Annotated in this window: 19 protein-coding genes; 12 read left to right on the top strand and 7 right to left on the bottom strand. The window is 28.5% G+C overall.

From position 1 onward, the window contains the following. Positions 1 to 140 precede the first annotated feature (140 nt). The 5 genes from CSPA_RS18935 (at position 141) to CSPA_RS18915 (ending at position 6,879) form a co-directional block, all read left to right on the top strand. Complete coding sequence (locus CSPA_RS18935) at positions 141 to 1,085, top strand: helix-turn-helix domain-containing protein (RefSeq protein WP_015393973.1); 945 nt, start codon at positions 141 to 143, stop codon at positions 1,083 to 1,085. Between the two features lie 124 nt (positions 1,086 to 1,209). Next, positions 1,210 to 2,991 (top strand): ABC transporter ATP-binding protein, encoded by a 1,782-nt coding sequence (locus tag CSPA_RS18930; RefSeq protein WP_015393972.1) that lies wholly within the window; start codon positions 1,210 to 1,212, stop codon positions 2,989 to 2,991. 46 nt (positions 2,992 to 3,037) lie between these two features. Then, the gene (locus CSPA_RS18925; protein ID WP_173682171.1) at positions 3,038 to 4,714 is read left to right on the top strand and encodes an ABC transporter ATP-binding protein; all 1,677 of its coding nucleotides are present in this window, start codon (positions 3,038 to 3,040) and stop codon (positions 4,712 to 4,714) included. Positions 4,715 to 4,935: 221 nt separating this feature from the next. After that, positions 4,936 to 6,093 (top strand): YibE/F family protein, encoded by a 1,158-nt coding sequence (locus CSPA_RS18920; RefSeq protein WP_015393970.1) that lies wholly within the window; start codon positions 4,936 to 4,938, stop codon positions 6,091 to 6,093. 3 nt (positions 6,094 to 6,096) lie between these two features. Beyond that, complete coding sequence (locus CSPA_RS18915; protein WP_015393969.1) at positions 6,097 to 6,879, top strand: YibE/F family protein; 783 nt, start codon at positions 6,097 to 6,099, stop codon at positions 6,877 to 6,879. Positions 6,880 to 7,063: 184 nt separating this feature from the next. Here CSPA_RS18915 and CSPA_RS18910 read toward each other — a convergent pair whose 3' ends face one another. From CSPA_RS18910 to CSPA_RS18900, 3 genes are all read right to left on the bottom strand, one after another. Beyond that, the gene (locus tag CSPA_RS18910; RefSeq protein WP_015393968.1) at positions 7,064 to 7,699 is read right to left on the bottom strand and encodes a DUF3793 family protein; all 636 of its coding nucleotides are present in this window, start codon (positions 7,697 to 7,699) and stop codon (positions 7,064 to 7,066) included. 200 nt (positions 7,700 to 7,899) lie between these two features. Next, positions 7,900 to 8,487, bottom strand: coding sequence for an HD-GYP domain-containing protein (locus CSPA_RS18905; RefSeq protein ID WP_015393967.1), 588 nt, complete (start codon positions 8,485 to 8,487; stop codon positions 7,900 to 7,902). Between the two features lie 308 nt (positions 8,488 to 8,795). Next, entirely contained in the window at positions 8,796 to 9,632 is an 837-nt protein-coding gene (locus CSPA_RS18900; RefSeq protein WP_015393966.1) for a TerC/Alx family metal homeostasis membrane protein, read from the bottom strand. Positions 9,633 to 9,799: 167 nt separating this feature from the next. Between CSPA_RS18900 and CSPA_RS18895 the strand changes: the two genes are divergently transcribed. Further along, on the top strand, positions 9,800 to 11,293 hold the full coding sequence (locus tag CSPA_RS18895) for a YiiG family protein (RefSeq protein WP_015393965.1): 1,494 nt from the start codon (positions 9,800 to 9,802) through the stop codon (positions 11,291 to 11,293). A gap of 156 nt (positions 11,294 to 11,449) precedes the next feature. On the opposite strand, the gene CSPA_RS30295 is transcribed toward CSPA_RS18895, so the two are convergent. Then, complete coding sequence (locus CSPA_RS30295) at positions 11,450 to 11,596, bottom strand: hypothetical protein (RefSeq protein WP_015393964.1); 147 nt, start codon at positions 11,594 to 11,596, stop codon at positions 11,450 to 11,452. Positions 11,597 to 11,838: 242 nt separating this feature from the next. On the opposite strand from CSPA_RS30295, the gene CSPA_RS18890 reads away from it, so the two are divergent. From CSPA_RS18890 to CSPA_RS18875, 4 genes are all read left to right on the top strand, one after another. Further along, positions 11,839 to 13,269 (top strand): GH25 family lysozyme, encoded by a 1,431-nt coding sequence (locus CSPA_RS18890; RefSeq protein WP_015393963.1) that lies wholly within the window; start codon positions 11,839 to 11,841, stop codon positions 13,267 to 13,269. A 160-nt stretch (positions 13,270 to 13,429) separates the two neighbouring features. Continuing rightward, the gene (locus CSPA_RS18885) at positions 13,430 to 14,230 is read left to right on the top strand and encodes a TVP38/TMEM64 family protein (protein WP_015393962.1); all 801 of its coding nucleotides are present in this window, start codon (positions 13,430 to 13,432) and stop codon (positions 14,228 to 14,230) included. Positions 14,231 to 14,285: 55 nt separating this feature from the next. Beyond that, on the top strand, positions 14,286 to 15,077 hold the full coding sequence (locus CSPA_RS18880) for a ribonuclease H family protein (RefSeq protein ID WP_015393961.1): 792 nt from the start codon (positions 14,286 to 14,288) through the stop codon (positions 15,075 to 15,077). A 116-nt stretch (positions 15,078 to 15,193) separates the two neighbouring features. Then, positions 15,194 to 16,600 (top strand): MATE family efflux transporter, encoded by a 1,407-nt coding sequence (locus CSPA_RS18875; protein WP_015393960.1) that lies wholly within the window; start codon positions 15,194 to 15,196, stop codon positions 16,598 to 16,600. Between the two features lie 53 nt (positions 16,601 to 16,653). Here CSPA_RS18875 and CSPA_RS18870 read toward each other — a convergent pair whose 3' ends face one another. The 3 genes from CSPA_RS18870 to CSPA_RS18860 form a co-directional block, all read right to left on the bottom strand. Continuing rightward, entirely contained in the window at positions 16,654 to 16,929 is a 276-nt protein-coding gene (locus CSPA_RS18870) for a hypothetical protein (RefSeq protein ID WP_241427059.1), read from the bottom strand. 43 nt (positions 16,930 to 16,972) lie between these two features. Continuing rightward, positions 16,973 to 18,559 (bottom strand): glycosyltransferase family 39 protein, encoded by a 1,587-nt coding sequence (locus tag CSPA_RS18865; protein WP_015393958.1) that lies wholly within the window; start codon positions 18,557 to 18,559, stop codon positions 16,973 to 16,975. A gap of 158 nt (positions 18,560 to 18,717) precedes the next feature. Continuing rightward, positions 18,718 to 19,437 carry a sulfite exporter TauE/SafE family protein gene (locus tag CSPA_RS18860; protein ID WP_015393957.1) on the bottom strand — a complete coding sequence of 240 codons (720 nt, stop codon included), beginning with the start codon at positions 19,435 to 19,437 and terminating at the stop codon, positions 18,718 to 18,720. Between the two features lie 672 nt (positions 19,438 to 20,109). Between CSPA_RS18860 and CSPA_RS18855 the strand changes: the two genes are divergently transcribed. Both CSPA_RS18855 and CSPA_RS18850 read left to right on the top strand, forming a co-directional pair. Continuing rightward, positions 20,110 to 21,357 (top strand): ammonium transporter, encoded by a 1,248-nt coding sequence (locus CSPA_RS18855; protein ID WP_015393956.1) that lies wholly within the window; start codon positions 20,110 to 20,112, stop codon positions 21,355 to 21,357. 140 nt (positions 21,358 to 21,497) lie between these two features. Then, on the top strand, positions 21,498 to 22,955 hold the full coding sequence (locus CSPA_RS18850) for an amino acid permease (protein WP_015393955.1): 1,458 nt from the start codon (positions 21,498 to 21,500) through the stop codon (positions 22,953 to 22,955). Positions 22,956 to 23,018 lie beyond the last annotated feature (63 nt).

The raw sequence follows: 23,018 nt of genomic DNA, 5'->3' as shown, positions 1-23,018 counted from the left end.
TTTTATTTTGGAGCTAAATATGTTGTTTGGGGTTAGTAGTAAAATGTTCATCAGAGTATAATTTAATTAGGTTAGTTATAACTAACTCGTTGTGATATTTCTATTAAGAAAATATGTAGCTAGATCAGAGGTGAATTTGTTTGAAAAAAATTTATATTGAAGAAAATATTGATATTTGTTTATTTGAAGTTTTACCAGGAATAGTTATTCGTTATGAAGATTTTGAGAATAAGGATTTGGTAGAAGTCGCCAATAAGGTAAATATAAAAGATATACAAGATGAAATGATAGAAATTAGTTATTGTCATGAGGGAAATATAGAATGTGTCTTTGAAGGTGGAGGATGTGTATATATGGGGAGCGGTGATTTACATGCAGGATTAGTAGATAAATATCCTCCAGTAGTTAGTACATTACCAGCTGCAAAATATAAAGGAATATCTATATATTTGTATGTTAATAAATTGTCTTATTCTATGCCAGGAATTTTAAATTATGCTTTAGGGGATATAAATGAATTCAAAGAAAAGTTATTTCCTACAGAAAAGTATTTTTGGAAAGTTGGAAATTGTATCAACTGGGTTGGAGGAAAGATCGAAAGAATTTTCTTAGATTTAAATAATTTACCCGACCTAGAGGAAAAGGCAAAAGATAATTATATGAAAATTAAAGTCGTAGAACTTCTTTTGCTATTAAGTGAGACTTGCGCCAATGAAAATAAAGCTAAAAACAAATATTACTTAAAATCTCAAACAGAACTTGTGAAAAATATTCATGATGAGATTATTAACGATTTATCTAAGAATTTTACTCTAAAAGAATTGTCAGATAGATATAGCATGAGTCAAATTGGACTAAAGAACTGTTTTAAAGCTATGTATGGTAAAAGTATTGCAAAATATATAAAGGCTTATCGAATGGAATATGCTGCAGTGATGCTTAGGAAGACTGATGAAACTGTTATGAATATATCAGCAAGTGTTGGATATGAAAATCAAAGTAAATTTGCAGCGGCTTTTAAAGAGGTTTTTGGAGTGAAGCCAACTGAATATAGGAAAGGAGATATGGCAACCTATAAAATTTAAATATATTAAATCTAATTAATAAAGGTTTGATAAATATGATAAAAATATGTGCGGGTTAGTTGAAACTAACTTGCTTGTAAAGAGTTTAAATAGGTCAGTTTTAAATAAAAGGAGAGGTTTTGAAATGAAAAAAGAATCTAGTATGTCAAAGTTATTTGGATATGCCGGAAAATTTAAATATCTAACAATAGCTTCGTGGATATTGTCTGGGGCAAGTGCACTTTTGGCATTAATACCATTTGTGTATATATGGAAAATTATTAAAGATGTATTGGAGGTTTCACCCAATTACAGTGCAGCTGAAAATCTATCATATTATGGTTGGATGGCAGTAGTTTTTTCGGCTTGTTCTATGGTTATTTATATAGGAGCTTTAATGTGCTCTCATATAGCGGCTTTTCGTGTTCAGGCTAATATGCGATCAAGAGCTATGCATCATATTCTCACCTTACCTTTAGGATTTATGGATGATGTTGGAAGTGGAAAGATTAGAAAAATTGTAAATGAGTCTAGTGCAGCGACTGAGACTTACTTAGCTCACCAATTGCCTGATAGAGCAGGTGCTTTAGCAACTCCAATTGGTCTGCTTGCTATGCTTTTGGTATTTGATTGGCGTCTTGGAATGCTAAGTTTAATACCTGTTGTGATTGCTTTTATTATTATGTCAGCAATGACTGGAACCAAGATGAAGCAAAAAATGAAAGAATATCAAAATTCTTTAGAACAGATGTCAAATGAAGCAGTTGAATATGTTCGTGGTATACCAGTTGTAAAAACCTTTGGACAGTCTGTATTTTCTTTTAAGCGATTTAAAAGTTCCATAGACAGTTATGAAAAGTGGGTTATTTCTTATACTAAGGATTTACGTATGCTAATGGTATTTTATACTACAGCGATTAATTCAGTTTTTGCTGTATTAATAGGAGTTGCTTTAGTTTTTACCCAGAATGGAGTTACAAATGAGTTTTTATTAAATCTTTTGTTCTATATTATAATTACTCCTATTATAACAGTTACATTAAATAAAATTATGTTTTCTAGTGAAAATATGATGATAGTTGAGGATGCATTAGAGCGTATTGACAGCATAATGGATATAAAGCCATTAGTAGAAACCAAAGCACCTAAAAATCCAAAAGATAACTCAGTGGTACTTAAGGATGTGTCCTTTCACTATAAAGATGCAAAAGAAAATGCCTTAAACCGAATTTCATTGAAAATTAATCCAGGTGAGCATGTAGCTTTTGTTGGTCCCTCCGGAGGTGGGAAAACAACTTTAGCTAGTGTAATAGCTCGTTTTTGGGATGTAGATAGTGGGGAAGTTTTAATTGGAAACGTAAATGTTAAGGATATTCCAAAAGAAGAATTGATGAATATAGTATCCTTTGTATTTCAAGACAGTAGACTTTTGAAAACTTCCATTTTGGAAAATGTTAGACTTGCCAAACCAAACGCCACAAGGGAAGAAGTATTAAAAGCACTAAAAGATGCTCAGTGTGAGGATATTATAGAAAAAATGACAGATGGAATTGATACTATAATTGGAACAAAAGGAAATTACCTTTCAGGAGGTGAGATGCAACGTATTTCTATTGCAAGAGCTATGTTAAAAAATGCTCCTATTTTAATACTGGACGAAGCTACAGCTTTTGCTGATCCAGATAATGAAGCAAAGGTGCAAGAGGCGTTCTCAATTTTATCAAAAGAAAAAACAGTATTTATGATAGCACATAGACTTTCTACTGTTATAGAAACAGATTGTATCTATGTTTTAAAAGATGGAGGTATCTGTGAATTTGGAACTCATTCAGAATTAATACAACAAGAGGGATTATATTCACATATGTGGAACCAATATAATGGTGCTGTAAAATGGAAGGTTGGTGTTAAAAGTGAAATTAATTGAAAAACTGCAACATAAGTATGCACTTTCTGAAAAAGGTGCAAAAGACATGATAAAAGCATTCATCGCTTGTACTTTATCATATATTGTGTTAATGATGCCTGTAGGACTTCTTTATTATCTGGTGGGAGATTTGATGCATAATAATATTGAAGGAATTAATCTCTCCTACTATATAATTGGTATTGCAGTATGTTTAGTGTTAATATTCATTACAACATATTTTCAGTATAATGCAACATTTTTAGCAACATACATAGAAAGTGGGATTAGGAGAATATCCTTAGCTGAAAAACTAAGAAAACTTCCTCTTTCTTTCTTTGGAAAAAAGGATTTGGCGAATTTAACAAGTACGATTATGGCTGACTGTTCTACGCTGGAAACTGCATCTTCTCATTGGATTCCAGAGCTTATAGGCTCTATTATTTCAACCTTTTTAGTTGCAGTGAGCTTATTCTTTTTTGATTGGCGTATGGCAATAGCAGCTTTATGGGTGCTTCCTGTTTCATTTATAATTGTCTTACTTTCATCAAAAGTACAATATACACTAGGAAAAAAACAAATGGGTGTAAAAATGGCTTGTGCAGATGGAATTCAAGAGTGTTTAGAATCTGTTAGAGATTTGAAAGCAAACAATGCAGAAGCAGCATATATGGGTCAATTGGATATAAAAATTAAAAATGTTGAAAAACGTTCAATAATTACAGAACTTGGAACTGCTATTTTTGTTGCATCAGCCCAAATGATTTTAAAGCTTGGAATAGCTACTGTTGCACTTACTGGTGGAATGCTTCTTGTTGATGGAAGTTTGGATGTTTTGACTTTCTTTATGTTTTTGCTTTTGGTATCAAGATTATATGATCCTATGCAAATGTCATTGCAGAATTTAGCAGCTATTATTGCAGCTAATATCCAGTGTGAACGTATGAATGAGATACTTGAACATGATGTACAGACTGGTGTTGAAGCACTCATAAATAAAGGCTATGACATTGTATTTGACCAAGTTGAATTTGCATATGATAATAAGGAAACTGTATTAAAAAATGTATCCTTTACAGCTAAACAAGGAGAGGTGACTGCATTAATCGGACCATCTGGTGGTGGAAAAACTACGGTATCAAGATTAGCAGAGCGATTTTGGGATATTAAAAAAGGAAAAATTACTGTTGGAGGTATGAATATTTCAAAAATTGATCCTGAAATATTAATGGGATTATATTCAATTGTATTTCAAGAGGTTACTTTATTTAATAATACTATTATGGAAAATATCCGTATTGGAAGAAAAAATGCTACAGATGAAGAAGTAGTACAAGCAGCAAAACTTGCTCATTGTGATGAATTTGTAGAAAAATTGCCAAAAGGATGGAATTCAATGATTGGTGAAAATGGGTCTGAACTTTCAGGTGGAGAACGTCAAAGAATATCAATTGCAAGAGCCTTTTTAAAGAATGCACCTATTATATTATTAGATGAAGCAACAGCTTCACTAGATGTTGAAAATGAAACTATGATACAAGAAGCATTATCAAGGCTCATTAAAAATAAAACAGTACTTATTATTGCACATAGAATGAGAACAGTAACAGGTGCGGATAAAATTGTAGTCTTAAAGGATGGTATTGTAGCGGAACAAGGAAGTCCAGATAAATTAGTAAAAGAAGGAACAATATATAAGCATATGGCTGAAATTCAATTAGAAGCAGCTTCTTGGAAGATTTAGGTTTCCTAAAAAATAATAAAATAGTATAAAGTAATTGGAAAGTTAATTTTGTATAAAATGCAAGGTTAACTTTTTTTATTAAAAATTGAAAGTAATTATTGTTTGATTATAAAGAGTAATACGAAGTTATATTTGATTAAATAAAATCAGAAGAGTATAATTTTAAAATGTAAATTTTATTGTTAATTTGCGAACGCATTATTAAATTAGCGAGGTGGAAAATGTCTAAAGATTTAATCAAGAATATATTCAATTTTAGGGCTACTGAAATAAATAAATTTAGTAAAAAGAAATTAGTGCTTGGTGCAATATTGATAATAATATCTTTAATAAGTTTGTTCTTTATATCTAATAATGAAAATTTCTATGATAAACCAATAGGTAAAGTAATTTCAATAGAAGAAAAAGAATTTGATAAAAAGACAGATGATGGAAAAATAGAATTAATGAAAAATCAAAAAATTAGAGCAATCATAATGAATGGAAATCATAAAGGGGAAGTAGTTGAAGCCGATAATATAGCTTCATTTTCACAAGTTAATGATCTTAATTTAAAGGTAAATGATCAGGTCTTTTTATCAATTACTGATAATGATAACCATAATATATCATCTGTAAAAATAACTGAATTTAAACGAGATAAATATATTGTGTTAATAATGATCATATTTATTATTCTAATACTATTAATTGGACAAAAGAAAGGGCTTCGATCCTTAGCAAGTTTAATTGTGAATATTATTATTTTGCTTATTATAACTGAATTGTTCACTAAGGGTTACTATTTAATGATATGTTCAATAATAGCTAGCATACTTTTTATAATTTTTTCTATTGTTATAGTTAGTGGTAGAAACAAGAAAAGTTTTGCAGCAATAGTTGGAACTTTAACTGGAACATTAATATCAATGATAATAGCAGGAGTTGTTATTAAAATAAATAATTGGAGTGGGGTCCACTTTGAAGAAATGGATTTTCTTACTCAGCCTCCAGAAACAATATTTTTCATAGAGTTAATTATAGGAACCTTGGGTGCAATAATGGATATTGCAATTTCAATTTCTTCGGCTGTAAAGGAATTATATGATAAGAATCCTAATACTAGTAGAAGAGTCATAGTTAGATCTGCTAGAGAAATTGGACAAGACATTATGGGAACTATGTCTAACACCTTAGTTTTTGCATATTTAAGTGGCAGTATACCAACTATATTGTTATTTTTAAGAAATGGTGTACCTATTACCTATATAGTCAGCATTGATCTATCGCTAGAATATATGAGAGCAATTGTTGGAAGTATTGGAATTGTATTAAGTATTCCTATCACAATATATATTTCGATTTTAATTCTTAAAAATCATAATATGGGAGAAATTTAAGTTATGAATATTATATTAATATTACTAGTAATACTATTAATTCTTATGGCAGCTGTTGGTGGGGGAAGAGGAATACAATCCTTCTTTACATTAATTTTAAATTTTGGTACATTATTTTTTATGCTCATACTAATCGGTGCTAAAATTGATCCGATTAAAGTTACTTTTATAGGAGCAATGATTATTAGCTTTTTTAGTTTATTTTTCATTAATGGGTTTAATAAAAAAACATTTGCGTCGCTGCTATCTGTTATAGTAGTAATACTAATAGTAATGCTTGCAACATATAAAATGGGAATAAATGCACAAATACAAGGCTTTAGTAACGAACAAATAGATCTGGTTTCGTTCTATTCTTTGTATGTTCAAATTGATTTTTCTAAAATAGTTGTCTGTGAAATATTGATTGGATTGTTAGGGGCGATTATTGATGTATCTATATCAATATCTTCAGCTATGAATGAAATTTATAAGAATAATTCACTTATATCAAAACATGAATTATTTAAATCAGGCATGAATATAGGAAAAGATATTTTAGGAACAATGACAAATACATTATTTTTTGCATATATAAGTGGTTTTATGACTTTAATGATATATTTCAATCAACTTAATTATTCTTTTGCAACAATAATAAATGCAAAGGTATTTTGTTCAGAAGTATTTCAGTCAATGTGTTGTGGTATAGGAATTATTTTAATTATACCTATTACTGCTTTTTTTACATCGGAATTAATATTTGTTAAATGGAAAAATAAAGAGAGAATTAGTGTAATAGAATAAAAAAATACCTTCCAAGAAGCAAGAATCATGATAACTTATATCTTCTTGGAAGGTTTTATATAAATTTTATGGAATGTATATTATTAAGGAAATTTAAAATAGTTTGTTTGTATTCATTTTGTGAATTTTCAGGTATGTGGACTGAAAATCCTAATTATGGCTAGTAAATATATAATTTGGAGGATTATATATACTGTACTTTTTTATTAAAGGAGCTCTTTATGCTTAAAGCTAGGTCGTGCGATGAGTTTCCTTTAAGCATAGTTTTTATTGTATATTCTTTTATTTTATCATAGTTGTTAAAAATTATTTTTGCTCTATTACTGTCGTTATATACTTTCCAGTAACCGCATAATAAACATTTTTTGGGTTCACATTCCATAAAATCTTTGACGTCTTTAATAGGTATTCCGAGGAATAACCCAAGTTCGTGAGGACAATGATATTGAGCATATCTTGATTTTAGTGTATTAACATAAGTATCAATAGAAGAATTTTTAGAATAGCCTAGATTAATTAAAAAATCTTGATTTTGCTCATAATTTAAATATTTTTCTAGTAAGGATTCTTCATAAATCATAATAATAAGTGCAGTGGAATCATTTCTTAATTCAATATAGTTTAAGTTAATATCTTTTATAAATGAATGCCCAAAACTTTTCCAACTATTATATAATTTGTGCTTATTCTTTTTCAATGTTATTGTAACAGCTGGTTTAACTCCTGCAATTATCAAAGACACATTGTAGACCAAAAAAGTTTCAATATATTCTTTATCTTCTAATGAATTTAATTTGTTGTGAAAATCTAAATATCCCATTTTTATATCACCGCCAAGTTATTTTTATGCTGAAAAATTTTCTACATATTCTTATTGTTTCCATTTTAATTTTTTTTATTAATTAAAGTAGAGGAAAACTTTTAGAATTGTATAAAATAAAATGAAAATCATTCTCAATTAGAGAATATACTAATTGAGAACTTTTGTCAAGAAATATTTATAAATAATTAATATATATTTTATGAGTATTGGGGTGTTACAATAACATTCCAATTTTCAATTAAGCAATCAGTTATTTTAGGATCATACATTATTTCTTTATTTTTTAATATTTCATTATAACAATCAATATTACTTATTACTTGCTTATAAGGTCTTTTGCTTCTCATAGCATCAATTGAATCACAAAGGGTTATTATTCTAGAACCTAATGGAATTTCATTTTTAGAAAGTTTAGATGGATATCCAGTTCCATTCCATTTTTCATGATGATATAAAACTATTCTAGCAATTTCTTTTAAACTATTCGTATTTTTTAATATATTATATCCTATTTCAGAATGCATTTTCATTTGCATCCATTCATGTTCGTCAAGTTTACCTTTTTTATTAAGTACATTATCAGGAACACCTATTTTCCCAATATCATGTAAGTGACCAGCTATATGGATCATTTGTAAAGTGTAATCATCTAGTTTTAATTTCTTACCTAATTCATAGGCCATATTACCAACTCTTGTAGAGTGGCCTGCTGTATAAACATCCTTTGCATCTAATGCTGCAGCCAATGCTTCAATTATGTCATGATACATTTCTTGGTTCAACATTATTTTTTATCCTTTCTGGCATGTATTAATATTGCTTCCTAAATTATTTGTGAGAATTATTTTTTTAATAAAGACTTATCACAATAAAATTATTCTTAACAATAATATAGCAGATGATTTTGAAAATGTAAATGAAATTCATTATCAGTGAAAAATCCATTTAATCTCGTTTTGATAAGGGGAATATAATATATTATTTAGAATAGTCTTAAGGAGTGGCGTTAACTTTGTAAGCAAGAAAGAAAAGTTGTTTGATTAATGATAGCATTAATCAAACAACTTTTGGCTCTTTTTTCAATATACAATATTTACTTCTGCTTTTTCTTATTAATTATTATAGATACTAATACACTAACTAATACACTAAGTATAAGTATCGAAATAATCACAGCAAGTGAAATTCCAACTGATATATGATATTTAAATGATATTCCAAGTTTTATACCTGTGAATATAAGTATTAATCCAACTCCATACTTTACATATTCAAAAGTACTGTGAAGCTTTTCAAGAATAAAATATAAATTTCTAAGCCCTAATATAGCAAAAATATTTGAGGTATATACTATGAAAGCATTTGTTGTTATTGCAAAGATAGCAGGTATTGAATCTATGGCAAAAAGTAAATCAGAACCTTCAATTAAAAATAGCAAAGCAAATAAAGGAGTTACATGAAGAACATTATTAATTTTAACAAAGAATTTTTCGTCGTGAAGTTCCTTAGTAACTGGAACCATTTTCTTTAAAAGTTTTATTAATTTACTATTTTCAAAGGATACATCTTCTTCTTTATTAATCATTATTTTTATACCACTAATAATGAGCAGGACTCCAAACACATATAAGACCCATTTGAAGGTATTTATAATAGCAATCCCTAATATAACAAATATAAATCTTAATATAATAGCTCCAAATATACCATAACTTAATACTCTTTTTTGATATTTTGAACTGATTCCAAAGCTTGAGAATATCAGTAAAAAGAGAAATAAGTTATCAACGCTAAGACTAAGCTCAATAATATATCCTCCAAGAAATTCTAAGGCGCTATCACGGCCCATGTAATACCATATAGCTAAATTAAATATCATTGCTATTAACGTAATTAGTAAAAATTTAAATAAATGTTTTCTGGTGGACATAATTTACAGCTCCCTTCAGACAAAGTTTGTATTAATTGTTTCTATTTTCTCTAATATATACAAAATTAATACAGAAAGCAAATATAAAAGTATTATTAGACTTTACCTATTTAGTTAAAAAATAGTATAATACAAATATTGTGGGGAAAGTTGAGGAGTGGGAAATAATGCATGTTAGTTTTAACTATAAAACATATGAAGAAAGTAAAATAGCTACTACATTTTCAATAACAGGAGGAGTATTTAATATATTTGGGAAGATAATACCTGTGACTTTTATTGTCCAATTAATCAAGGCAATAGGTGAGAACAACAAAACAGGAGAATCTAATTTATTATCAATTATTATTTTTAGTGTTATTCTAAGTATTGTTATGTTTATTATTGGTTTTATATTTAATATTATAGCTAAAAAAATAGCATTAAAGGAACGTGAGAAAAGATCACAGCTAAACTGTGAAGAAATTGATGATTTAATTTATAAGAAACCTGAACTTAAGAAATGGTTTTTAGATAATCATCCTGATTATAGATTATTACATAGAAGTGATATAGGATATAAAAATGTTGATGATATTAATACGGAAGTTGATGATAAAAAAATAGAATTCGCAAAAAAGAAAAAAAGACTTTTGATATTCTATTTTTGTTCATTTTTATTAGTAGCTATAGCTATTGCTTTATTTCAAAATGATAATGGCAGAAAGGTCAATAAAAGTGAAAGTAATTATAAAAGCTCTGAAGCTAAAAATGTTAGCAGTAATAATGGCAAAAATTCTGATGCTGAATATGATAAGAAATACCAATGTTATGTAGAATTCAATAATGATATCGTTGATTGTTATAATCAATCTATTGATTTATATTTTAAGAGTAAAGGTAATAGTGAAATCCTAAAACATAAGTATAATCCAAATAAAGTTGATATGGGACCAATTTTGAAGCAAAAATACGATAATATAGAAAAAGTAAAAAAAGCTGCAAATTCAAATCCTAAAATTGAAATTGATGAATATGTAATTAAATTGGCTGATGCAACACAAAAAGTTTATGATTTAATTAGCGAAATTTATTATGCTTATGGTGGTAACGAAGAGTATGGAAAGAAAAATGATAAAACAAAAGAGCAATTACATAAAGAGTTTTACAACTACGTAAAGGAATATGATGAGATCTATAGCAATTTTAATAAAAAGTTTGATAAGGTATCCATTGAACATATGCAGAGTGAATTAAAAAAATATGAGGATAGTGAAGATATGGATTCATACCATACTTTAAATATGCTTATTAAATCTGAAGAACTTTATAGATATTTTATTGATAATAATATTACCAATAAAAATTTATTTAGCATGAATTTAGATGAATATAAAAAGCTTTTGGATGATTATAATAAGGCCTATTTAGATTTCCAAAAGCAAGATATAAAAGGTGGAACAACCCATACTTCTGGATTTAAAGAATTTGTACAGGCATATCATAGTTTTGTTAATAACATAGTCAACATGGTAAATAATAAAACATTTGATTCAGGAGAATTAGATGCTAAGCCAGGCCTGGTTGGTCCAGATGATGATGAAGATATTCAAGCACGTCTTTATTTTTATATTGATAGGATGGTTTCAGAATATAATAGTATCCAACTCTTTAAAAAGTAAATGAAACGACTATTTAAATTATTTATAAGTTGTGGAATAAAGCAGATTATTAAATAAATGTAAAAAAGAAGCATACATAAAATATGGTATGCTTCTTTTTTACAAAAATTATATATTTAGCTAAAAAACATCACTATTTAAATTTAATATATGAATTTATCTTTGAAATCTATCATCATATATGTTTCTCTTAGGATTTTGATTTACACGAACATAAGCATATTCAGGAGTTCTATATTCTCGTCCAAAGATTAGAAATTCGAAAATTTTCTTAGCATAAGTTTTAATTAATAATTTATTCATTTAACATCACTCCTTACTTGTATGTTAATACTAATTATACTAGAATATTTAGAAAATTTCAACAATTATCAATAAATAATTATTATTACATACAAAAAAATCCATAATTCCCATGGTTAATTTATTGTTTACAAAGGTTGACGCTTATATAATATAAATGGGATATACACAATAAGGAGGGTTCGATAAATACAATTTATTATGAAATTACTAAAGAAAAAAGGAGAAGGATTCCTGTGAAAATGAAAAAGAAAATAACTATATTTGTTTTAGCTTTTGCAATTATGTTAAGTTTAGGACAAATGATAGGGGTACAAGCTGCAACTAGTGATTCTATGACAACTGCTACTCAAGCATCTAGTGCTATTCCTAATCCAGGAGTACCAGAAACTAAGCCAGAAGCCTTAAGTGTCATTTCGCAATATGTTACTAATAGTGCTAATAAGACTAATGTTATTAATGTTACATCAACTATTGGTTGGAAAAGGGAAAATGGATATTGGTACTACTATAAATCTAATAATACAAGAGCAACTGGATGGATTAATCCAGATAATAATTGGTATTATTTAAATGGTGATGGTAAAATGGCAACAGGCTGGTTGAACTATAATGGAACATGGTATTATTTAAATGCATCAGGAAGTATGGTTTCAGGGTGGAAGCAATTAAATAATATTTGGTACTATTTAAATGATTCTGGAGCTATGATAACTGGACTTAATAAAATAGATAATAAGATTTATATGTTTTATGGTAATGGTTCAATGGCCAAAGGTTGGGTACAGTTAAGTAATCATTGGTATTATTTTAGTAGTAGCGGAAGTATGAGCAGCGGATGGATTTTTGATAATGGGGATTGGTACTATTTATATGATACAGGTGCTATGGCTAAAGGCTGGATAAATCTTGGTGATACATGGTATTATTTAAAAGATAGTGGTGCAATGGCAACAGGTTGGGTTAATGTTGGAACTGATTACTATTATTTAGATACTCGAACAGGAAAAATGCTTACAAATACTACTACAAGCGATGGATTCAAACTTGGACCAGATGGGAAAAAAATTGGACCAGGAAATCCGGGAACGATTCCAGGAAGTAAGTATAAAGGAATTGATATTAGCCACTACAATGGAGATATAGATTTTGCAAAAGTCAAGTCGGCTGGTATTCAATTTGTATACATAAAAGCTACTGAAGGAACAACTTATGTAGATAATTATTTAGGAACTTACTATAATGGAGCTAAAAGTGCAGGCTTAAAAACTGGCTTTTATCATTTTTTAGTTGGGACAAGCTCTCCTGAAACTCAAGCACAAAATTTTTATAATAAAATTAAAGATAAGCAAAATGACTTGAAACCTGTATTAGACGTTGAAAGTAGTGGGTTTGATGTTATGGATTATACAATTAGATTTATAAATGAATTTAAGAGATTAAGTAATATGGATGTGTGTATATATACATATTCTAATTTTATTAATAATTTAGACAACAGGTTATCTAAATATACTTTATGGGAAGCAAATTATTCTAAAGGAATATTTAATTTACCAGCAAATAATATTTGGAGTAATAGAGCAGGACATCAATATACAGATCAAGGATATATTGATGGAATTAATGGTAATGTAGACTTAGATGTATTTACACAGGATATTCTAAGATAGTTTGTTGTTATTAATTAAATCAAAGTATAAAATAATATAAGTTTGAAGAACCTAGAAAGCATTCAAAGCTTTACTAGGTTCTTTTTTTAGATTAAGATGATTGAAAGGGGATTAGTATAATTTTAAAAACATTAAATAAAGTTTGGAGGTGTTAATATTAATGAAATCTTCAAAATATAAATTTCAAAAGATTATTCTGTTGATTACTATTTTAATTATTTTCTTTGGAAGTGTTATATATTTCTCATGGCCGTTTCTTACAGCTTTTAGTAGTCCAGATAAAGCTAGAAAAATAATAAGTGGTGCAGGTGCTTTTGCACCATTAATTTATATACTAATGCAGATTATTCAGGTTATTATAGCACCTATACCAGGCCAAGTAATTGGTTTAATAGGAGGAATTTTATTTGGACCAGTTTTAGGAGTTATTTATACAATAATAGGCTCAACTATTGGATTTACAATTATTTTTATCATAACGAGAAGATTAGGCAGACCATTTGTAAATAGATTTGTTAGTGAAAAATTCTTAAATAAGTTTGATCATTTAACAAAGGAACAAGGACCATTAATATTTTTCTTAATATTTCTATTACCAGCATTTCCAGATGATATTATTTCTTTTATTGCAGGCTTAACTACAATTAAAATTTCTACGTTGGTTATCATCTCAATATTAGGAAGACTGCCTGGATATATAGTTTTGAGCATAACAGGCAATGGACTAGTTGAAGATTTAAATTTTTCTATATTTCTATTTGCAGTATTAGCTATATTTTCAATTCTTGCATGGTGGAAGCGAGTTTGGATACATAAATTTGTGAATCATACTAATCGGATTTTATTTATTAAAGAACAATGGAAGCTTTGGTGGAAAGGTATACTAATTTATGGAACAATACTTATTATTACGATATTTTTACTTTATGAATTTATTGTAGTTTTTAAAATTATAAAATAAATCATAAGGAGTTAATAATGGATAGACAAATTAAAAGAAACAAGAGGGTAGTTTTATGAAAATGATACTTTTTACAATGGAAATAATTGATGCTAAAGATGATAATTATAAAATTAAAATAAGTAGGGATTTAGAATCTTCTGTTATAGAATTTAATACAATTAAAAAGGAATTGCAGTTTTTAAGTGATAATATTCTAACAGATTATCTAAAAATTAATGAATATCAACTTAGAAAGATGCTTCACAACAAACGAAGGGATACATATTTTGTGGGATTTGCTGTTAAATTTGTTTTAAGTGATGGCAAAGATGTAGCAGCTTTTAATGATAGAAGTAAAATTCTAGTTTTAGATAAAAGGAATAATAATTACAAAAGTTATGCAATAGAGGAACATAAGGTTGATAAAAAAATTTATAAGATATTCACAGATGCTAGTTATCTTGAAAAAAAAGAATATGGTGGTTATGCTTTTATAATAGAAGATTTAGAAGGAAAATATAATTTATATACTGAAAAAGTAGATAAAATTGGCAGCTGTCAAGCTGAACTTGAAGCAGCAATAAAAGCTCTGAAAATATTAAAAGATATCAAAAGATTGAGAATAATTACAGATAGTCAATATGTAAGAAAGGGGTTAACAGAATGGTTGCCTATTTGGAAATTTAATGGCTTTAAAACCGTCAATGGCGAGCCACCAAAAAATATAGAAAAATGGCTTAGTTTTGACGAAGCCTGCAATGATAAATATATTGAATTTCAATGGGTAAAGGGGCATTCAGATCATTTTGAAAATTCCCTTTGTGATATGTATGCAAGGAAGGCAGCAAAAGAATTAAGTCGATAAATACAAAAAAATCAAGTTTTGAAGTGGACAAAATGGGGACGAAAGATATAGAATGTATAAGATACGAAAAATTATTTCCGTTACAAAGTTAAAAAATGATTTAAGGGGGAAGTTAAGTGGCTGGGACTAGAAATTTGACAAAAGGTAATCCTGCCAAGTTAATATTGTTATTTACAGTGCCATTATTAATAGGTAATATCTTTCAACAATTTTATAATATAGCTGATACGTTTATTGTTGGTCGTACTATAGGTATTAATGCTTTAGCAGCTGTTGGATGTACAGGAAGCATAATGTTTTTAATATTAGGATTTGCTCAAGGATTAACCTCAGGACTTTCAATTATTACAGCTCAGAAATTTGGTGCTGGCGATAAAAAGGCGATAAAAGAAAGTTATTTTACAGGTATAGTAATAAGTATGATAGTGACAATAATTCTTACTACGATTAGTACTATTTTAGCTAGGCCTATATTAGTAGCAATGAATACACCTACAGAAATTATTGATGATGCTTATAATTTTGTGTTTATCATATTTCTTGGGATTATTGCATCGATGTTTTTTAATTTTTTCTCAAATATTATCAGAGCTTTAGGGGATAGTAAAACACCTTTAATTTACCTGATAATAGCTTGTATTTTAAATATTGTTTTAGAATTTGGTTTTATTTTAATATTTAAAATGGGGGTAAGTGGAGCTGCACTTGCAACAGTTATTGCTCAAGGAGTTTCAGCTTTATTATGCATATGGTATATAAAAAGAAATTTACCAATACTTAGATTGAAAAAAAGTGATATAAAGTTATCAAGGGATGTTTTTTTAGAGCATGTAAGAATGTCTTTGCCAATGGGATTTCAAGCTTCTATAATAGCAATTGGTGCAATTGCAGTCCAATTTGCACTAAATAGTCTTGGAGCTGTATCTGTTGCAGCATATACTGCAGCTCAAAAAATTGACACTATTGCAATTCAACCAATGATGTCCTTTGGAATCACAATGGCTACATATACTGCACAAAATTATGGGGCAGAAAAATTTGAAAGAATAAAACAAGGGGTAAGAAAATGCATTTTTATTTCAGTGTCATTTAGTATTATTGTAGGACTTATAAATATATTTGCAGGACATATACTAACTTCAATTTTTGTTGGGTCTGACCAAACAGAGGTAATATCGTTATCTCAAGTTTACTTGACAGCAAATGGAATTTTTTACTTTATACTTTCACTACTTTTTATATATAGGTACACTCTTCAAGGGCTTGGTCAAAGCTTTATCCCAACAGTTGCAGGAATCATGGAGTTACTTATGAGAACCTTTGCTGCAATTATGTTAGCTAAGCCATTTGGTTTTTTAGGAGTATCTTTAGCAAGTCCCTTAGCATGGATTGGTGCTTGTATTCCACTTGCTGGTGCATATTATATTACGATGAGGAAAATTGATCATGAAAAATTGAAAAAAACCCATTATGAAGGTGATAACAATATAGAGGATTGTGGTTGCATTGACAAGCAACTATAGAAATATAAATGATATTATAATTTTTAGATAAAGAATAGATGGAGCTTATCCATCTATTTTTTTGCAGAAGATGATATATTATTTTGATGAGGTTCACCATGAATACTAAAATCTTCGTCAATGTTTGGAGAAACTGCATCAAATTCATTTGAATAAAAAGCTATGGAAGATTTATTTTTTATGTCAGGTTTATTATCAGTTTCTGGATTATCGTGGATTTCAGGAATTTCATCTATGCCAAAATCATCTTTTATATTAGAAGAATCAAAATTTATATTTTGAGCTGTAATTGCATTACAAGAAACTAAAAATGTAGAACTAATAATCAATAATGTGATTAGAATGAGGTAAAGTATTATTTTACGCATATATTTAAAGTTCCTTTCTAAGTAATTGCGAGATTGATTGTTTAAAATTTCTAATTGAAATTAAGTCATATGTATCTTTGAAGCCCATATAAGATAACACTATTAATAAAGGATATACTGGATAAATATATCTAGATTTAATTTCCCATAAAATATAAAAACCTATGAACCCTAAGATTATTAAGCTTAAAAAAACTTCATTGAATTTTTTAGATTTCATTCCTAATACTAATTTTATAAGGATTAAACAATACATTAGAAAATTCATTACATATAAAATCCAATTTAAACCACTTCTATATATTGAATCGCCTTTAAATAATTCTGTTGCAAAAGTGGGATAGCTATATTGTTGATTATATCTATTCATTTTTTGTCTAGAATTGGTTGCTGCAGAATTACCTATACCAAAGGTTTCAATTTGATATGTTCCTTCAGTCCAGGTCCATAAAACTTTTTCGTAGTAAAACTTTGCTAAGTTAGGAAGAGATGTATTGGACAACTTTTTTTCTATCTCGTTCTTAAACAATTCTGAACTTTTTTCTTTATTATAATTAGCGTTTCTTTGATAAATATTATAGCTTTTCATATTATCCCAATAGCCTAAAGTATCTTGATTAAGGCCCATATTTAGCCACATATATATTGGAGCTGAATTTTTATTAATGGATTCACTGACAATACCATTTGACTTTAAAATAGCATCTTCAGTCCAAGCTGGAAGATTAAATAAAGCAAGGAGTATACAAAAAGCTGTTAATACTTTATTAATTCCAATTTCTTTTATATTTATAAGTATGTATATTAAGCCAGCAATTAGAAAAATTGCACCTATTCCTCTAAAATAGTTTCCTATTGATAAAAGAATCGAGGAAATTATAATATATTTAATTGATTTTTCTTTTATAAACTTTATGATGCAATACACTGCCGAGGTAAGAAGTGTTGTTGCTATAATATCATTGTATATATAATTGCACATAAGTAATGAAGGTATATACGTTGCTGCAAATATTAGCACACCATAATCATTACTTTTTGATTTATAATTTAATTCTCTATATATTAAATAAATCATTAAAGATGTAATAAGAGTAAATAATATATTAAAAATTTTTATTATTAAATAGTTATTAGGAAAGATGGATAATAACGTTTCTAAGTATAAAACTGTAGAAAAGTTAAAAGGAAACATATAAAGATATCCTTTTGCCTGAAAGGCTGAATAATTATATTTATAAAGCATGTTTAATGCTATTGATAATACGGTTTTAGAATCAGCCTCGGGTAATTTTGTAAATAAAAATATAATTACAATTTGGATAGAAAAACTAAAGATAAGTACTACTGGAATTATGATTTTTTTACTAAATCTATTAAGTTTTAAAGACAATTTATATAAAGCTATACTTAAAATAATCAAAATTACGGCTATTAAGAGAAAAATACCGATTTCTTGATTTTGAAGTATAGGTTTATCACCATAAACAAAAGAATTATACTTTGCTCTAATAAAAAATGATGAACCTATAAAAAGACCAATAAAGGAAATAAGTATCATATATATTGTTTTTTTAGTTAAATCTAGCATATAAAAACTCCTTAGTCATGTTTAAGTATAAAAACATAATAACTTTTTTATATTACAGTTTTGTTACAATATAATAATGACAGCTTGGCATAATTTTCACACTAAAAAATTATACCAAGCTGTCATTATAGAAAATAATACAAGATCAATAACTAATACTATTTTATTATTGATACTGCAACAGTATATAAGCCTAATGCTAAAATCAAATAAATTGTGAGTTTTCTAAATTTAAGTTCATTGATTTTAGAAGAGGCTTTTATACCAAATAACACTCCAATTATAAGGGCAGGAAAATAAATAATTGTAAAATTTAGTATTGATTGATTAATAATTCCTTCAAAGGCAAAAAGTATAATTGTAAATATATTAGTTATAAAGCCAAAAAAGGAGAGATTTGCTCTAAATACGTCTTTAGATACATTTTGATTAGTCAAAAATAAAACGATAGGCGGACCACTAAGACCTGCGCTACCATTTAAGATTCCGCTTAAAATACCAACTAAGCCATAAGATATTTTTTCATTTTGTATTTTGATTTTGAAATCATTAAACATTGCGAGAGCGTTAATGAAAATTACTATACCAACCATAATCTTTAGTATTTTAACATTTATATATAGTAGTAGGAAAGTTCCTAAAGGCGTAGAAATCATTGCAAATATAATCATAAGAATAATCTTTTTAAAAGCTATAGAGTGTCTTAATTTGTATAGAAGAATAATATTTGTTAATAGGCTATAAATGACTATTATTGGTGTGATGTCTTTAAGTTCTGGTATAAAAAATGAGAGAAGAGGAACAGCTATTAATGCAAAACCAAAACCTGTGATACCTTGAGTAAATGAAGCAAGTAATATTGATAGAAATCCAAACATAATATACACCATCCTTATAAAAAATAGAAAACGCTTTCTATGAATATGTTATTACAATGTGAATTATGTGTCAATATATAAGGAATAAAAAATAGAAAGCGATTTCTATAAAATGCGAAGTGTTATTAGCAATAATCTAAGGACGTATACACCTATAAAAAAGCAGCTATGCTGCATATGAAATCATTCATCATTCATATTTATTAATTCATTAATTGACAAAAAGAATATAAGAAAATATACTTAAAAAAACAAAGGTGTTTGAAAGATATATCTTAAGGTATGTTTTTCAAGCACTTTTTTAATAATTATGAAAGTATAGAATTTTAGAAAGTGGAAAAGATGATGAAATTAAGGGTTATCAAAGATTAATGGTGAATGATTAAGGAAGAAAAGCCTACATCTTTTCAGAAAATATACACCTATAAAAAAGCAGCTATGCTGCATAGAAATCATTTTAAGAAATTATTCATCATTACTCATTCATTAATTGACAAAGTAAATTGCGTGGAGCAGCCACTTTTGTTCTTATTGAAGTAATACATATCCAAGTTATCAATTGACAAGGTTCAATTAATTGAGGATCTATTTGATGGTTTCTTAAATTGGGATTGGTCATATTAATTAGAATTTATATAACGATAAATTTCTATAAAAGGAGTGAGGGAACTTATGAAAATTAATATTGGAGACACTGCCTTTGTAATAATTTGTTCAGCACTTGTATTCTTGATGACACCAGGACTTGCTTTGTTTTATGGTGGTATGGTTAGACGAAAAAATATTTTAAATACAATAATGTCTTCACTATTCATTTGCGGTTTATCATCAGTTATGTGGGTTATTATTGGATATTCATTATCTTTTGGAGAAGATATACATGGAGTTATTGGTGGAATGACCTTTTGGGGAATGATAGGAGTGGAAAATACCACTTCAACATATGCGCCAACTATTCCAGCACTGCTTTTTTCATCATTTCAAATGATGTTTGCAATAAGTGCTCCTGCACTTATGACTGGTGCGTTAGTTGAAAGAATGAGATTTTCAGCATTATTTATATTTATTTTAGCATGGTTACTTTTGGTGTACTATCCAATGGTTCATATGGTGTGGAGTAACGGTGGATTAATTAACTCTTTTGGAAGCCTTGATTTTGCAGGAGGAAATGTGGTTCATATTAGTGCAGGTATATCTGGACTTATCGCATGCATTATGCTAGGTAAGAGGAAGGATTATGGCAAAGTAGCATATAGACCGTGCAATATGCCAATGGTAGTTGTTGGAACAGGGTTGATTTGGTTTGGATGGTTTGGATTTAATGCTGGCAGTGCATTGAGTGCAGGAGATCTTGCAGTGCATGCTTTTGTCGTAACAAATATTTCAGCTGCTTCAGCAATGCTTTCATGGATGTTAATTGAAAAAATTAAGCAAGGAAAGCCAACAATCCTTGGAGCTGTAACAGGCGCAATTGTTGGATTAGTCGCGATCACACCAGGAGCTGGCTATGTTTCAATTAATTCAGCTATTCTAATAGGAACAATAATAGCTCCAATTTCGTATTTATTTATTGGAATAGTTAAATTTAAATTAGGATATGATGATGTACTTGATGCTTTTGGTTGTAATGGAATAGGAGGGATTTTCGGGGGAATTGCAACTGGTTTATTTGCACAGAAAACTATTAATCCGTCAATTAAATGGAATGGACTTTTCTTTGGAGATAATAAGCTCTTTATAGCTCAATTATTTGGAATTATAATAACAGTATTTTTTTCTGGAGTAATGACGTTTTTTATTATAAAAGTTATGAAACTATTTATGGATATAAGAGTTGAGAGTTCGGTTGAAGCTGATGGACTTGATTTAGCTGAACATGGTGAAGAGGCTTATCCTGCTTTTGATGGTTTTGATTATTAGAATTGCAATAATAAAGAATTGAATTTTGTATTAGTTTAATGAATGCATTTTAAATTTTGAGGAATAATATTCTAGGAGTTATTCAAATTATATCTTATTAATTAATATTTTAATGGATATATAAAACGGAGGAGAATATTATGAAGAATAAAAAAGAAGGATTATCTGCTTGGCAGCTTTCAATGATGGCATTAGGAAGCGTAATAGGAGGTTCATTTTTTCTAGGTTCATCAGTAGCCATTAATGCTGCTGGACCAGCAATTTTAATATCCTATATACTAGGAGGTTTCTTGGTGTATTTTATACTTTATGCTTTATCGGAAATGACTGTAGCGAATCCTGACTCAGGATCATTTATGACTTTTGCATCTCAGACTTTTGGTAAGGGAACAGGATTTGTCGTTGGTTGGATTTACTGGATTGGAATGATTCTTTCAATGTCAAGTGAAGCTACAGCAGTTTCGATTTTATTAAATGAATGGTTTGCAAATATATCAATACCTGTAAATGGAAGCCTAATTATAACTGGTGTAACATTAATAAATCTTTTGGGAGCTGATAAGCTAAGTAAGATAGCAAGTGGTCTTTCGGCGATAAAATTAATAGCTATAATTTCTTTTATAATCATGGCATTTTTATTAATTACAGGGTTGATTCCTGGAAGAACAGCAATTGGAGTTGGAGAATTAGTAAGAGAACCTTTAATGCCAGCAGGTATAAGTGGGATTGCTGGAAGTATGCTTATAGTGGTATTTGCTTATGCAGGTTTTGAGATAATAGGACTGGCAGCTTCAGAAGCAAAAGACCCAACTGTAACTATTCCTAAAGCAATTAATTATACTGTTATAAGTCTTGTAGGCTTCTATATACTTTCTATTATAATGCTACTCCCATTAATTCCTACAACAGAACTTAATGAAAGTATAAGTCCTATGGTAGCTGCACTTAACAGATGGGGAATAACCTGGGCTGGTAATATTATAAATCTTGTATTAATCACAGCTATACTTTCTGCATCACTTGCATCAATGTTTGGAATTGCTAGAATGCTTAGATCTCTTGCTGATGAAGGCTATGCTCCAAGGCTCCTAAAGGATAAAAAGGATGTTCCTTATAAGGCAATAATATTTTCAGGGATTTCAATGCTTTTAGGACTATGGTTTGGCTTATTATTTCCCAGGATCTACTTATTCTTAATTAGTGCTAGTGGATTTTCTTTACTTTTTACATATGCAGTGATTATGGCCACTCATATACGCTTTCGCAAAAGAAATGGATGTCCTCCAAATGGAAAGTGTCAAATGCCTGGATTTCCCTATATGTCTTGGATCGGTTTAATAAGTATGATTATTATTATTTTTAGTATGCCGCTTATTGCTGACCAAGCATCTGGTCTTATAACTGGAATTATATTGGTAGTACTATTTTCAATGATTTATGCAGGTATGAAAGCTTTCGGAAATTTAGAAAAAGGAAATAGAAGAAATAATTTTGTAAATAGAAAGCTACATAAATCAATGTTATCAACAGAGTTTTCTAGTGAATTGGCTGAAGATAATAATGAAAAGAATAAAAAATGTTGTGAAAAAAGAAAATAAACGTGTCGTATACACTTTTGATCTAAAGTGTATAAAAACTAGGAAAAAGTCAAAACTAAAATT

The organism is Clostridium saccharoperbutylacetonicum N1-4(HMT), from assembly GCF_000340885.1.
In the GTDB taxonomy this organism is placed as follows: Bacteria; Bacillota; Clostridia; order Clostridiales; family Clostridiaceae; genus Clostridium; species Clostridium saccharoperbutylacetonicum.
This window is presented reverse-complemented; position numbering and strand designations above follow the sequence as displayed.

Coding starts and splice junctions, on each gene's coding strand:
- CSPA_RS18930 (WP_015393972.1), top strand. CDS start 1,210: ATGAAAAAAGAATCTAGTATGTCAAAGTTATTTGGATATGCCGGAAAA.
- CSPA_RS18925 (WP_173682171.1), top strand. CDS start 3,038: ATGATAAAAGCATTCATCGCTTGTACTTTATCATATATTGTGTTAATG.
- CSPA_RS18920 (WP_015393970.1), top strand. CDS start 4,936: ATGTCTAAAGATTTAATCAAGAATATATTCAATTTTAGGGCTACTGAA.
- CSPA_RS18915 (WP_015393969.1), top strand. CDS start 6,097: ATGAATATTATATTAATATTACTAGTAATACTATTAATTCTTATGGCA.
- CSPA_RS18910 (WP_015393968.1), bottom strand. CDS start 7,699: ATGGGATATTTAGATTTTCACAACAAATTAAATTCATTAGAAGATAAA.
- CSPA_RS18905 (WP_015393967.1), bottom strand. CDS start 8,487: ATGTTGAACCAAGAAATGTATCATGACATAATTGAAGCATTGGCTGCA.
- CSPA_RS18900 (WP_015393966.1), bottom strand. CDS start 9,632: ATGTCCACCAGAAAACATTTATTTAAATTTTTACTAATTACGTTAATA.
- CSPA_RS18895 (WP_015393965.1), top strand. CDS start 9,800: ATGCATGTTAGTTTTAACTATAAAACATATGAAGAAAGTAAAATAGCT.
- CSPA_RS30295 (WP_015393964.1), bottom strand. CDS start 11,596: ATGAATAAATTATTAATTAAAACTTATGCTAAGAAAATTTTCGAATTT.
- CSPA_RS18890 (WP_015393963.1), top strand. CDS start 11,839: ATGAAAAAGAAAATAACTATATTTGTTTTAGCTTTTGCAATTATGTTA.
- CSPA_RS18885 (WP_015393962.1), top strand. CDS start 13,430: ATGAAATCTTCAAAATATAAATTTCAAAAGATTATTCTGTTGATTACT.
- CSPA_RS18880 (WP_015393961.1), top strand. CDS start 14,286: ATGAAAATGATACTTTTTACAATGGAAATAATTGATGCTAAAGATGAT.
- CSPA_RS18865 (WP_015393958.1), bottom strand. CDS start 18,559: ATGCTAGATTTAACTAAAAAAACAATATATATGATACTTATTTCCTTT.
- CSPA_RS18860 (WP_015393957.1), bottom strand. CDS start 19,437: ATGTTTGGATTTCTATCAATATTACTTGCTTCATTTACTCAAGGTATC.
- CSPA_RS18855 (WP_015393956.1), top strand. CDS start 20,110: ATGAAAATTAATATTGGAGACACTGCCTTTGTAATAATTTGTTCAGCA.
- CSPA_RS18850 (WP_015393955.1), top strand. CDS start 21,498: ATGAAGAATAAAAAAGAAGGATTATCTGCTTGGCAGCTTTCAATGATG.